Origin of the sequence: Pseudomonas sp. Pse79, from assembly GCF_024519615.1 — a bacterium.
GTDB classification, from domain to species: Bacteria; Pseudomonadota; Gammaproteobacteria; order Pseudomonadales; family Pseudomonadaceae; genus Aquipseudomonas; species Aquipseudomonas veronii.
The window spans coordinates 53,196-67,154 of record NZ_JALJRR010000024.1 but is presented as its reverse complement, the minus strand read 5'-3'; the positions used below and the strand labels follow the sequence as shown (position 1 = coordinate 67,154).

Below are 13,959 nucleotides of genomic sequence, written 5' to 3'. Positions count from 1 at the left end.
TGTACCCCTATGCCAGTTGGCAACCACCTGCCTCATGGCGAGACCGCTCAGGGCGGCCCGCTGAAACGTGAACTGGGCGAACGGCATATTCGCCTGATGGCCCTCGGCGCCTGCATCGGTGTCGGCCTGTTCCTTGGCTCGGCCAAGGCCATTGAAATGGCCGGCCCGGCGATCATGCTCTCTTACATCATTGGCGGCCTGGCGATCCTGGTGATCATGCGCGCGCTGGGCGAAATGGCGGTCCACAACCCTGTCGCCGGCTCGTTCAGTCGCTATGCCCAGGATTACCTCGGCCCGTTGGCGGGCTTTCTCACTGGTTGGAACTACTGGTTCCTGTGGCTGGTGACCTGCGTCGCGGAAATCACCGCCGTGGCCGTGTACATGGGCGTCTGGTTCCCCGATGTGCCGCGCTGGATCTGGGCCCTGGCGGCCTTGATCAGCATGGGCACGATCAACCTGATCGCGGTCAAGGCGTTTGGTGAGTTCGAGTTCTGGTTCGCCCTGATCAAGATCGTCACCATCATCGCCATGGTCATCGGTGGCGTCGGCATCATCGCGTTCGGTTTCGGCAATGACGGCGTGGCGCTGGGGATTTCCAACCTGTGGGCCCACGGCGGCTTCATGCCCAACGGTGTGCAGGGGGTGTTGATGTCCCTGCAAATGGTGATGTTCGCCTACCTTGGCGTGGAAATGATCGGCCTCACCGCCGGTGAAGCGAAGAACCCGCAGAAGACCATCCCGAATGCCATCGGCTCGGTGTTCTGGCGCATTCTGTTGTTCTACGTCGGCGCGTTGTTCGTGATTCTGTCGATCTACCCGTGGAATGAAATCGGCACCCAGGGCAGCCCGTTCGTGATGACCTTCGAGCGTCTGGGCATCAAGACCGCCGCCGGCATCATCAACTTCGTGGTGATCACCGCTGCATTGTCGTCCTGCAACGGCGGCATCTTCAGCACCGGGCGCATGCTCTACAGCCTGGCGCAGAACGGCCAGGCCCCCGCGACCTTCGGCACCACCTCGCGCAACGGCGTACCGCGCAATGCGTTGCTGCTGTCGATCGCTGCGTTGCTGCTGGGCGTGCTGCTCAACTACCTGGTGCCGGAGAAAGTCTTCGTCTGGGTCACCTCGATTGCCACCTTCGGCGCGATCTGGACCTGGGTGATGATCCTGCTGGCGCAGCTCAAGTTCCGTAAGAGCCTGAGCCCGGCGGAACAGGCGGGCCTCAAGTACCGCATGTGGCTGTACCCGGTCAGTTCCTACCTGGCCCTGGCGTTCCTGGTGCTGGTGGTGGGCCTGATGGCGTACTTCCCGGACACCCGCGTCGCGCTGTATGTCGGCCCGGTATTCCTGGTGCTGCTGACGGTGCTGTTCTACACGTTCAAATTGCAACCGACCCAGGTTGCCCAAGGCGTCGCGCGCTCGGCGTAACGCTTGTTCAAGGCGGCCTGTGGCGCACAGGCCGCCTTGATGCGCTCAATCGCGCGGCAACGCGTGAAGGGCGGCGTCCGTCAACTGGCCGATGAGGCGGTTGCGCTCGGCGGTCTGCGTGTCGATCAGCGCTTGCAGGCGGTCGAGGTGTTCATCGGAGTGTTTGTCCGGCAGCTCCTTTTGCAAGAGCCCGATCTTGTAGCGGGTCACTTCCTTGATCGTCAAGAAGGGCGCGGGAAAGCGTCGTTCCAGGTAGTCGAGCCAGAAGTCGCAGGTTTTGTACGCGTTCGCCAGCCCAGGGGAATCCTTCAACCCGCGCAGCATTTGACGCGCCTGTTGGACATCGTTGTCGACCACGCCGTACCCCTCCACTGAATACAACATTTGGTCCGCCTGGACCGGCAGGTTGAATTCCTCGCGCAACATCACCCGATAGAACAGGGTGATTTCGGCGGGGTCCGGCGAACGCCCTTGCGCGGTCAAGCGGCTGATGTGATCGTCGGCGAACTGGTCGAGCTGCTCCAGGTAATACACTTGTTTGGCCAGGCCGAGCAGTTCGCGGTCGATGCGGTTTTCGTCGTATCGAGCGAGGGTCTGATGCACTCGGTGCATGAGCTCCATGTTGTTGAACAGCAGTATGGCGCCGTCGCCACAGGTGCCCGCCGCATGGGTGTTGAGGAACACTTTTTCGCGCAGCTCGGTGGAGTTGCTCAGGCCATCGAGCAGGTTCCAGACCCGGAATGTCAGTTTTTTACGTGCATTTCCAGCGATGGTGTACTCCAGAGACTTGGTCAAGTCCGCCAACACTCTGAAGACATCATCGGGACGGGCGCCTTCATGGCTTGACAGACCGTTCCACAGTTCTCTGGCGCTGTCGTGTTTAAAGGGTTTCAGGTGGACCAGCCAAGGCAAAATGCCGCGTTCGGCGGGCGGCGTGTGGGCGATGCCGGGGAGGGAGCCCCCTACGGCCATGCCAATGTCGGCTTGGTATTGCCTAATGCGCTGCAAGGTTTGGGGCGACAGCGGATTGTCATGCAGGAACGTCGAACGATTTCGGATGATGGCTCTGGGGTGGGTAAACACGCGCTCGGGAATGCTGGAGATCTGGTTTTCCTGCAAGTACAGGGTGTTCAGATTCGCGTGATCTGCGGCGCCGATCGGCCATTGTTGGGTATGGGTTGCTCTTAAATCCAAGGTCGAGAGTTGGCTCATTCGCGTGACGTCGAGCGTGATCCCCAGGGGGTTGTAACCCAGGTTGAGGTTTTCCAGGTTGACCATGGCGGCGAGGCGTGCGGCGGACTCCTCGGTTAAAACCAGCGCGTTGCCTTCCAGGTTCAGGCGGGTGAGTTGCGTCATCTGGGTGATGGCGCTCGGTAGCTCGCTCAACTGGCAGTCGATTTGCAGGGCCCGTAAGCCTGGGAAGAGCGCGAGGAATGCATGGCCCGAGGCGGGGAAGCTGTCCCCGGCGATACTCAGATGCTCGATGTGCTCGAAGCCCCTGAACCCGTTGATAAAGGCCGCCGTGGGCAGATCGATGGTGTCCAGTTGCAATGTCAATGACTCCGCATGAAACAACCCATCGATGTAGACCTGTGGCGGCTCATCCCGTCGCCAGGCCCTGCGCAGTGTGTTGGCGATATGGCGACGACGGCCCAGATGGAGGCCCAGTGGGTCGGTTTCGTCGTTGTCGGTGTCACGGGGGGTGTCGCTCCAGCGGGTCAGTTCAATGTCCATGAAGCTGTATTCGGCCTGGCGTCGGTCAAGCTCGATCAGGGCGGCCGGCTCATCCAGGTTGAGCCAGCGGATGAAGGCGCGGGCGGTGTCATTGTCGAACCGGGGGTAGAGTTCCTGGACCCTGTTCACCAGGTCCGGCGCGCGATTACCGCCGAATGGCCACAGCCAGTTCCAGACGGGGTACACCAGAAATGAGCGATCCAGGCCCATCGGCGGTTGCAGCCAGGGTTGCAGGTGCGGCAGGTCCAGCAGGCTTTTTATCGCCACGCGCTGGGACAGCGCCAGCTTGGCGATCTGCTCCTGGAGTGGCGCGAGGTCGTCTTCATGTGTGATTCCCAGCGTGCTCCGTTCGGTGTCGGTCAACGTCTGGATGATGGCCGACAGCAGGTTGCTGCCGCTGCCGACGGGCGCGGCGAGAGGCGCACCTTGTGAGTCGTAGGCGCGGTAGACCTGGTGTTGCTTGACCAGCACTTTTTGGCGCGTCCCGGCCGGGTTGCCGGCGGCTTCGATGCTGGAGCCGCTGAAGTGTCGGTCGCGGACTTCGATGCGCAGGTCGCTGGGCCAGCCGGGCACGGTGTTGAGCAGGTGCAGGATGATCCGGTCGCTGTCCGGGTTGATCAGGTTGTCCAGGTACAAGCCCTCGAAGGCGCGGTTCAGACGCACCTCGTGGGCGGTCAGTCGGGCTGTTTCGCCGAGGCGCAGGCTCACCTTGCCGTGTTCGTGCAGTTGCTTGAGTTCGCGGGGCGTTGCGTGGTCGAGGATGCTGTCGACGGTGTTGTTGGGTAAGTCGGCATGTGCGGCCTTGAAGCGTTCGCGCGCGACGTTGGGGCTGCGGTGCTCGCTCTCTTGGTAGAGCGAATTGAACAGATGGTTGGTTTCTTTCTCGGCGAACTCGACGATTTTTTTCACCAGTTTGAACAAGCGCTCTTCAGCGGAGCTGGGCAATTCGCCCAACAAGGCATTGATCAGCGTGTCGTAGCCGGTGAGTTGGTTCAGCAGGCGGGCGTCCCTGTAGTCCTGCTCGGTCACGAGGATTGTTTCAGCGTTCGGGCCCGCACTGGCCGGGTATTGATAGCGCACCTCGTTCCCGGGGCCGACGATCTGCAGTCTGTGGTTGTCCGGCCATCCCGGCAACGCGGAGATCACCAGCAATTGCAGGGCCGGCTCGGCTTCCTGGGTGTTGGGGTTCACCCGCAGTGCGTTGATGAAGTGTTGAATCTGTTGCTCGATCTTGAAGCGTTTGCAGGTGTCGGCCAACAACGGCGGCACCGGGCGGGTGGCACGGTGTACCTGGCGCAGCACGTGGTCCGGGGTGTCGGTCAGGGCGAGGATTTGACTGGCCCGTTCCTGCGTAAACGCGTAGTCCTCGTGCCCCAGGCGGTGGAATAGCTGGTGGGTGTCCCAGGTCATCGGGTTCTCGCTGGCCAGACGCCAGGTGCCCTGGCCGTTGTGCTCCAGGAGCGGGGTGTCGACACCGATTTTTTTCGGGTGCTTGAGCCGCCATTTGAACAGCGTTTTATCGAAGACGATGCGGAACAGGCTGCCGAACAGCGGCAGGTATTCGTTGCCCTCAATCATGAAGACCCCGTCGGTCCTGGGTTTGAGGCCAGGTGACAGCATTAGGTTGTGTTGGTAGGGCACCAGCGAGCCATTGACCAGGCTGACGTGACCTTGGGGGTTGCGTCGGGCGCTCATGTTGTCCCCCAGGGTTTTGCGCAGGCCCTTGGCGTCGGTGACACTGCTCATGCCCAGTTGTTGACGTTCGTGGGGGTGGAGCACCGAGGCGATGGCCAGGTAGAAGCTGTCTTGGGCGGGTGAGACGGGGATTTCACTGTCGTTGCGGATGTCATAGGCCTGGTAGCGACCGCCGGGGTGCAAGCGCAGGTTGACGGTGAGGTCGTCCGCACCGCTGGGCACGAAGGTCTCGCCCTGGCTGACATCCGTGACCACGAAGGGACGCTTGAGGGTGTCGCGGATCAGCGCGCCGGCAAATTCCCGGGCCCAGAGGTCGGTGTCGGCATTGAAGTCGCGGGGGTTGTACAAGCTGTCGATCACCGCGTCGATGCGCAACGCGGTACGTTGGCGATCGAGTGTTTCAACGAACGCTACCGGCAGGGTGCCACCGCTCAGAAACGCCTCTTGCTGGCGTGCTGTCAGCGGGTGCTCGGCGAGTAATCGCGCAAGGTTGGCGGCGGTCAGGGGCGGGTTCAGGTCGCGCAGTTTTTTCAACAGGGGCGTGACGGTAATCAAGGCCGGTGACACCTTGACCGGCAGAAACCGTCTTGCCGCCGGTGCGGCGGCGAGTTCCGCTTTTTCGTAGCCCCAGTAATCGAACAGCGCCGAAAACAGCGCGTGGCGCTCGAGGCTTGCCAATGCGCCAACCTGTTGGCGTACGCTGCTGACGCGCGCGTCCTCGGAGGCGTTGGGTTGGTCCTCTTTACCCAGGGCCGAGTCGCGTGGTTGCTGGCGGATGATCAGTTGAAGCAGGTGCTCGTTGCCCTCGGGGCCGCTGCCCGCGTCGTTGAGGTCTGTGTAGCTGCCATCCTCGCGGCGCTTGAGGTTGATGGCATGGGCGCGTGGGGGTGGTTGCTCGGTTTTACCGTAGGTCTCGATCCGCGTGCCTTGTGCATCGTGGACATGCAGCAGGGTGTCGGTCGGCCAGCCGTTGAGTTGGGTCAGCAGGCAGAAGACCGTGCTGTCGGCATGCGCCGGCAGTTGGCCGGGTTGGGGGAACCGCTCGATGATTTGCTGGATGACCTGATCGACCTGCAGTCGCCGGGCGCCTTCGATCAGGTTCAACGGTGCCGGCTGGGCGCGCCACACGCGGTCCAGCGTATCGCGAGTGGTGGCGGTGCTGCGTAGCATGTGTTCAAGGTCGGCCGACGGGATCGTCGACGCCCCGTTGGGCAGCATGCGTTGCAGCAACTCCGGGTTGGACAGGAGATGGGCATTGTGCAGATCGAAGGTCCAGGCCTGGAGCTCTGGGGCGAATATGATCGCTGGGGTGTAGCCGTCTTTACCGCGTGTGAGTACATAGCGATTGTGCGCGTCGTCGAATTTGACTTCGATCAGCACGTCCAGCTCGCCCTGGCGCAGTTTGGCGTAGAGGTGACCCTCGACCGTGTAAATGCCCAACGCGTTGGGCGTGATACCGTTGACCAGGCGCTGGTTGTCGTGGGCATACGGTTGGGCGTCGGCTTTCCAGAGCCCATGGCTGCCGTCGGCGCGCGTGATTTTGTACGGGTTGCCGAGTTTTTCCAGGTACGCGTGCATGCGTTGGCGATGGGCCCTTCCGGCGGTTGAGATCAGCTTGCCGCTGACGGCCAGGTCGGTGACATCGGCCAGCGCCGAGGCAAATCCGCTGGCTTCGCCCTTGGCCAGCTCATTCACGCCCTGGGCGGCGCTGTAGGTCAGGCTGCCCATGACCGCGAGTTGCATGACCCGGTTCATGCCGGTGACGCCGCCGGGCAATGGCGTAAGCAGCATCTGCAGCACTTCACCGGCAATCGCCGCCGCCGCATCTTTGAGGGCTTGCCAGTCTTTTTCCGAGCGGGTTTGCGCCAGTGTGTCGAGGTCTGACTGAAAGCGCTGGATCTGGCGATAGGCACACGCCTGCACCAGGGTGATTGCGCGCCCGGATTTGATGTCGGTGTTGAAGCGGATGTTGTCCAGGGTCTTTGTTGAGAAGGCCAGGTGAAAACCGTCGTACACATAAGCGCCTAACCAACTGAACCCCTTCAGATGCGGCGCTTTGTTGATCAGTGATCTGAACACCGACAGCCCGATCAAGGGCACTTGCCGGGAGAACCAGCCCAAGTCTTTTTTCGCGTGGCTGTCAGTGAGTTGTGTGCGAAACGCGTACTCGGCGGCCTGGGCATCGTCGTGGTATTGCAACGCCCCGCCGGGACGGAAAGGGAAGTAGGACAACACGCCCAGGCTGGCCACGCGAATCAGCATTAAGGGCACGGGGATGCAACTGTCCCAGGGGACGAAGGGCACGGAGATCAGGGGGGTGATACCGGAGCTCAGGTTCAGCGTGTCGAACGGCAATTGCGCACCAGTGCCTTCGATGGTGGCGTTGAGTCGCGTGTAGATCTCCAGGGTGACGCCGGTAGTGGCACGGTTGCGGTAGGCTTCGATTGCGTCGAACAGCAGGCTGGCCTTGGCCGACGCCTCGAACAATGGGCGCAACGGCCCGCCCGGCGCCATGGCGGTACGGGCTTTGTCGCGCAACTGAGCGCCCAGGTCCAGCGTGCGGGCGGCTTCGATGAAGGCCAGTGCGCCCAGGCTTCTGTCGTTGTCCGGCCCCACGATATAGCTGGCTTCCACCAGGCTGAAACCCGAGTCCCCGTGAATGGAGTGGGTGAAACCGTAGTTGAGGCAGGCCGCTTCCCACAGCGACATGTGCTTGAGATGCTCAATGTAATGGAAGTCGTAATGGGCCCGACGATAGCGGGCGGCGGGCAGGGGCACGGTATTGAGCGGAAGGAGCGGCTGCGGCGGGTCCCAGGGGAAGCCCTGCTCCCGTTTCTCCTTGTAGCGGGTGAACAGGGTGTATTGCTCGGGATCGCGCCCGCCGATTTTTTCCCGCAGTTGCGCAAGGCCTTGAGTCTTGAAGTCGCGGGTCAGTGCTTGCTGGGCGTGTTCCAGAGCGGTCAAGGCGCTCAATGCCTCGCGTTGCAACCTGACGTAGCGGGCTTTTTCCTGTGGGTTCAAGCTGCTCATGGCTTGAATCACGTTGTTCTGAATCTGCTCAAGGGCTTGTTGCCGTGACCAGGAACTGCTGGACTGCAAGTTGCCTGATAACCCGTTGAGTCGTTGATAAGTTGACATCAGCCATACCCTTTCACGATAAGTGGAAGGGCATGGAAGCACCGTCGCGAAAACGGCCGGGGCTATCTATTTAATGATGACGTGGGCAGTGAGCGACGCGCTTGCAACCTGCTGTCCAGGCGTTTATTGAATTCCAGCCAGGTCGCCAGAGCGCCCATCAACACCACGCCTGCCAACGCGCTGAATAGCTGCATGGCCAACGCGTCGCCGGCCAGGGCGTTGAGCATGTCCGCCAGCGGTGCGAGCAGCACGCCGAGACAGAACACCTCCAGGGAATAGCGGCCCATGCGGCAAGTCTGTTGCGCCAGCCAATGGCGGGTCCAGCCGGCATGGGGCAAGAGCTTGGCGGTGACATAAGCCAGCGCCAGGAAGTGCACCAGGCGCACCGGCGACAGGTCGGTCTTGCTGATGGGGTACAGCCGTTCGCTGAGCCACGCGGGCATCAGCGCGTCATGCACCTCGGGCCAGCGCCAGGCCAGCGTGATGATCGCGGCCAGCAGCGAGTAGCCCGCCGCCGCCACAAACAGCGGCTGACGCAGCAGCGCGCGGCGCTCTGCCGGGCGTGGCCGGCGGGCATGAATCGCCGCCGCGCCGCCGAGCACAAACAGCAACTGCCAGGTGACGGGGTTGAAGTACCACACGCCATCGGCAATCGCCCGCAGGTTCCAGCCCATCCACGGCGCCAGCAGGTACACGCTCAGCGACACGGCCACCACCGCCCAGGTCTGGCGCAGCAGCAACGGTAGCACCAGCGGCAACCCGCCGAGCAGCACGATGTACAGCGGCAGCGGGTCCATCAGGTTGGGCTTGAAGCGCAACAGCAATTCATCGGTGAGCGCCTGCTGCGGGTGGGTGACGAAGTGCGTCAGGCCCATCTCTTCGACCAGGTCGCGGGTTTCCACATGGCTGTTGGCGAAGAACACGATGCCCATCAGCATCGCCAGCAAAAAGATATGCACCACATACAGCACCCAGGCGCGTCGCAGGATTTTCAGCGAGGCGATCCAGTAGCCGTCGCGTTGCAGGACGTTGCCGTAGGCCAATACGGCGGCGTAACCGGCGAGGAATACAAACACCTCTGCCGCATCGCTGAAACCGATGTTGCGCAGGGTGATCTGGCCGAGGGGGTTGTGGGGGACGTGATCCCAGAAAATGAAGATCAACGCCAGGCCCCGAAAAAAATCGATGCGCGGGTCGCGTCCGTTCAGCATGGCAGCGGGCTCTTGTACGAAAGGTTTAGTAATGACTGGCGCGCGCGGCTGTTGTCTTACGCCGCACGTCGAGCGGGCGCAGGTTGGCGGTATTTGTAAGCGATTGCAAAGGCTGGGTATTACTGAATGTCTCAATGGCGCGGGGGGCTACCTGTTAATTCTGACAGTAGACGGACCGCAGGCGCCGTGGCTTGCTAGAGCAAGGCCTGACGGGGCAACGGTATGACCAGATTGTGGAAGGGATTCTCCAGCTACACAGTGATTGGCATCGCCAATACGCTGATCCATTGGCAGCTGTTTTTCGTGTTCCGGGCCGCATTGGAGCTCAGCCAGGCGGTGAGTAATGTCCTCGCGTTTTGCGTGGCAGCGTCCTTTTCGTTTTATGTCAACGCGATCTACACCTTTGCCATGCCCCCTTCGCTGCCGCGTTACGCGCTGTTCATGGCCTGCATGGGCGGTGTGAGCCTGGGCGTGGGGTGGCTGGCGGATCGTTGGCAGGTGCCGGGGATTCTCACCGTGGCGGTGTTTTCGCTGATCAGCCTGGTGTGCGGGTTTTTGCTGTCCCGGTGGGTGGTGTTTCGCGAGCGTGGGCAATGAGGGTCTCGCTGGTGGTGCCTGTGTATAACGAGGAGCAGGCGCTGGGCGTGTTTTACCGCAGCGTGCGGCAAGAGGCCTCGTTGCACGAGCAGACGCTTGAGATCGTGTTTATCAACGACGGCAGTTCCGACCGCACCGCCGAGCATGCCCGGGCTATCGCCTTGGCCGATAGCGGCGTGGTGCTGATCAACTTCTCGCGTAACTTCGGCAAAGAAGCCGCGCTGTTCGCTGGGCTCGAATATGCCACCGGAGATGCGGTAATTCCGATGGACGTGGACCTGCAAGACCCGGTCGAGGTCATCCCGCACCTGTTGGCCGAATGGCAAAAAGGCGCCGACGTGGTATTGGCCAAACGCAGGGATCGCTCCAGCGACGGCTACCTCAAACGCCGCAGTGCGTCGCTGTTCTATCACCTGCTCAATCGTATTTCCTACACACACATTGAAGAAAACGTCGGCGACTTCCGGTTGATGGACCGCAAGGTGGTGGACGTGATCAAGGCCTTGCCCGAGCAGCAACTGTTCATGAAAGGCGTGTTGTCCTGGGCCGGCTTCAACGTCGCGATTGTCGAGTACGACCGCGCGCCCCGTGCTGTCGGCCAGAGCAAGTTCAACGCCTGGAAACTGTGGAACCTGGCACTGGATGGAGTCACCTCGTTCAGCACCTTGCCGCTGCGGTTGTGGAGCTATATCGGCGGCGGTATTTCGCTGCTGGCGCTGGTGTACGCCGGGTATCTGGTGGTGGACAAAGTGTTGTTTGGCAATGCGGTGCCGGGGTATCCGTCGTTGATGACGGCGATCTTGTTTTTGGGTGGGGTGCAACTGATCGGGATCGGGATATTGGGCGAGTATGTGGGGCGGATTTATATGGAGGCCAAGCATCGGCCGAGGTATGTGATCAAAGAGATTGTCGCGTCAAACCCACCAGGTGGGGCATCGAATGAAAAGGAGCACATGTGATGGAGTATCTGGTCCAACCCCTGTCACCCCGCAAAATATGGGTATTCTTTTTTACGACGACTTTGCTTTTTGCCTTACCGCTGATACTGGCGGACTACTTTTACATTGATGACAACTGGCGTGCGCAACTCGCCGGTACGGGATGGAAGAAAGACGGCCGCATCTTGGTGGATTGGTTTTACCAGGGGTTGTCGTTTACCCATGGCGCGCCGAACATGTTCCCCTTGCCACTGCTGATTGCTATCACGGCCATGGCGTTTGCATTGCGGTCGCTGGCGATTCACTACTTTTCAAGGCCGAGCGTGGTGTCTTGTCTGGTCGTGTTACCGCTGTGGTACAGCCCTTTCTTCTTGCAAAACCTTTCCTACCAATACGACGGTCCGGCCATGAGCCTGGGGGTTGTGGCAATCATCTATGCGATCTGCTTCACCCATCCGTCGTGGTGGGGCCGCACGCTGTCATGCGCGGCTTTCATTGCGGTGGGGCTGAACCTGTATCAAATGGTGATCAATGTTTACATAGGGCTGTGTTGCGTTGAACTCATACGAGCCGCCAGCGAGAAACAGTCGCCTCTTCAGGTTGCAAGACTGGTTCGAGATAAGGGGCTGCATGTGCTGCTGGGGGTGGCGATGTATTTGGCGACCGCGCCACAACTTATGAATAACAACCGCAACAGCTTGCGCGATTTCAGTGCAGGATGGGCCCAGCGGTTATTGTCAGATCTGCACCTTGCGGCGCAGCGTGTGTCACTGCTGTACAACGAGGGGAATGCTTGGCTGTGCGTGGCGCTGTTAGTCACTGCCGGAGCCGGCCTTGTGCTAGTCATTTGCAGGGTTATGCGTGTACCGGCGGGCATGCGTTCGCGGGGGCTGGTGGCGGTCGGCTGTCTGGCTACTGTTCCCGTCATGCTGATATCGATTCCTGGCCTGGCGCTGTTGTTCAATTACTATAACGATGGCGCAAGGCTAATGATGGGAACCGCGCCGGCGTTAGTCATGCTGTTGTATTTGGCTTATCAAGCATTGGGCGCTATTCATCACCGGCTGGGCTGTCTGTTATTCCTACCGGTGATTGCCATGTTGTCGTTCTCATATATGCATGGGCGAGTACTGAGCCTGCAGAGAGACTTGTCAGTCAGCGTCGGGCAAAGTCTGAGTTATGACGTTTTGTCGAATCGAACATTAAAAGACATCCAGCAATTTTACCTGATCAATCGCAAGACTAATGGGTGGTTAGTGGGCAGCGATGGCGTCAACGCGTTGGTGCCCGCATTGCGGTACGTGGTGAATGTGGATTTTTTCCTGTTGTCGGAAATGCTCCCGCGTATCGGCGGAGTGACCCATATCGCCTCAATGGATGGGGCCACCTTCGACTTGATGGGGATAGAAAAGACCGCGCCAATGCTGGCGGATAACAAGTTCTACAGTCTGTATGTCCAGGGGCATTACGCATACATCGTGATGAAAATCGTCCCGGCCGAGGACACGTATTAACGGCCGGGAGCATGGCGATCAATCAGCGCTACGCAGCCACCACTTCCTGCGGCTCAAAACTATCCGCCCGCGCCATCTGCCACATGCGCGAATAAAACTCGCCGTTCACTTCCCCGGTCAGCAATTCTCCAGGTTTGAGGAACACATGCAGCTGTGAGAACAGCTTGATCTCGGTCGCCGACATGCGTCGCACCAAATGCTTGGCCGACAATTGCGACGGGTGTTCCAGGCCCGCTGCCGCGAGCATTTCGGCCAGGGCCTTGAGGGTGTTGCGGTGGAAGTTGAACACGCGCTGGGCCTTGTCCGGCACGACCAGGGCGCGTTGGCGCAGTGGGTCCTGGGTGGCGACACCGGTCGGGCATTTGTTGGTGTGACAGCTTTGCGACTGGATGCAGCCGATGGCGAACATGAAGCCGCGCGCCGAGTTGGCCCAGTCGGCGCCGATGGCCAGGACGCTGGCGATGTCGAAGGCGCTGACGATCTTGCCGCTGGCGCCGAGTTTGATCTTGTCGCGCAGGTTCAAGCCCACCAGGGTGTTGTGGACGAACAGCAGGCCGTCGCGCAGCGGCACGCCGATGTGGTCGGTGAACTCCACGGGCGCGGCGCCAGTGCCGCCCTCCTTGCCGTCGACCACGATAAAGTCGGGGAGGATGCCGGTTTCGAGCATGGCCTTGGCGATGCCCATGAATTCCCACGGATGACCGAGGCAGAACTTGAAGCCCACCGGCTTGCCGCCCGACAACTCACGCAATTGGGCGATGAAGTGCATCAACTCGATAGGCGTGGAAAACGCGCTGTGGCGCGACGGCGAGACGCAATCTTCGCCCATCAGGATGCCGCGTGTCTCGGCGATTTCCTGGGTGACTTTGTGCTTGGGCAGAATCCCGCCATGGCCAGGCTTGGCGCCCTGGCTCATCTTGATTTCAATCATGCGTACTTGCGGGTTCTGGGCCTGCACCGCGAAGCGTTCCGGGTCGAAATGGCCGTCGCGGGTACGGCAGCCGAAGTAGCCGCTGCCCAGTTCCCAGGTCAGGTCGCCGCCGTTTTCGCGGTGGTAGGGGCTGATGCTGCCTTCGCCGGTGTCGTGGGCGAAGTTACCCAGCTTGGCGCCCTGGTTGAGCGCGCGGATCGCGTTGGCGCTCAGAGAGCCGAAGCTCATGGCCGAGATATTGAATACCGAGGCCGAGTACGGCCGCTTGCATTGCGGGCCGCCGACCATCACGCGAAACGAGCTCGGGTCAGTCAACGGCGCGGGGCGCATGGAGTGGCTGATGAACTCGAAGCCCGACTGGTACACGTCGATCAAGGTACCGAAGGGTTTGTCGGCGGTTTCGTTCTTGGCGCGCGAGTAGACCAATGAGCGTTGCGCCCGGGAAAAGGGCAGGGCGTCGCTGTCGGACTCCAGCAGGTACTGGCGGATCTCCGGGCGAATGCCCTCGACCAGGTAACGGATATTGCCCAGGATCGGGTAGTTGCGGCGTATCGCGTGGCGGCTTTGCAGCAGGTCGAAGAGGCCGAGCAGGCTGAGGGCGCCGGTGACCAGGGTAATGGGCCATAACCATTCATGTTCGACAAAGGGCAGGCTGGCGAGGGTGAACATCACGCATACGGCAAACACCGCGTAGCGGCTTAGCAAGGACAGGCTCATACGGTTACCTTGGGATCGGACTCTTCTGGTCGGTGCGGCATTCTGCGCCAGTAAGG

General features: G+C 60.9%; 7 protein-coding genes. 4 read left to right on the top strand and 3 right to left on the bottom strand.

Annotated features, from left to right (window positions below):
- Window positions 1-9 precede the first annotated feature (9 nt).
- Window positions 10-1,428, top strand: a complete 1,419-nt coding sequence (locus NR164_RS24350; RefSeq protein WP_017844578.1) for an amino acid permease — start codon at window positions 10-12, stop codon at window positions 1,426-1,428.
- A gap of 45 nt (window positions 1,429-1,473) precedes the next feature.
- On the opposite strand, the gene NR164_RS24345 is transcribed toward NR164_RS24350, so the two are convergent.
- The gene (locus NR164_RS24345; RefSeq protein WP_256823355.1) at window positions 1,474-7,995 is read right to left on the bottom strand and encodes an NEL-type E3 ubiquitin ligase domain-containing protein; all 6,522 of its coding nucleotides are present in this window, start codon (window positions 7,993-7,995) and stop codon (window positions 1,474-1,476) included.
- A 62-nt stretch (window positions 7,996-8,057) separates the two neighbouring features.
- Complete coding sequence (locus NR164_RS24340) at window positions 8,058-9,206, bottom strand: OpgC family protein (protein ID WP_177031889.1); 1,149 nt, start codon at window positions 9,204-9,206, stop codon at window positions 8,058-8,060.
- A gap of 222 nt (window positions 9,207-9,428) precedes the next feature.
- Between NR164_RS24340 and NR164_RS24335 the strand changes: the two genes are divergently transcribed.
- The 3 genes from NR164_RS24335 to NR164_RS24325 are packed head-to-tail and all read left to right on the top strand — an operon-like array spanning window position 9,429 to window position 12,255.
- Window positions 9,429-9,803, top strand: coding sequence for a GtrA family protein (locus NR164_RS24335; RefSeq protein WP_046384565.1), 375 nt, complete (start codon window positions 9,429-9,431; stop codon window positions 9,801-9,803).
- Window positions 9,800-10,762: a glycosyltransferase family 2 protein gene (locus NR164_RS24330; RefSeq protein ID WP_079442934.1), complete on the top strand. Its 963-nt coding sequence runs from the start codon at window positions 9,800-9,802 to the stop codon at window positions 10,760-10,762. The genes NR164_RS24335 and NR164_RS24330 overlap by 4 nt, the downstream gene beginning before the upstream one ends.
- A complete protein-coding gene (locus NR164_RS24325; RefSeq protein ID WP_177031890.1) occupies window positions 10,762-12,255 on the top strand; it encodes a glucosyltransferase domain-containing protein in 1,494 nt (497 codons plus the stop codon). The genes NR164_RS24330 and NR164_RS24325 overlap by 1 nt, the downstream gene beginning before the upstream one ends.
- Before the next feature lie 28 nt (window positions 12,256-12,283).
- On the opposite strand, the gene NR164_RS24320 is transcribed toward NR164_RS24325, so the two are convergent.
- On the bottom strand, window positions 12,284-13,903 hold the full coding sequence (locus tag NR164_RS24320) for an FMN-binding glutamate synthase family protein (RefSeq protein WP_177031891.1): 1,620 nt from the start codon (window positions 13,901-13,903) through the stop codon (window positions 12,284-12,286).
- Between the last annotated feature and the right edge of the window lie 56 nt (window positions 13,904-13,959).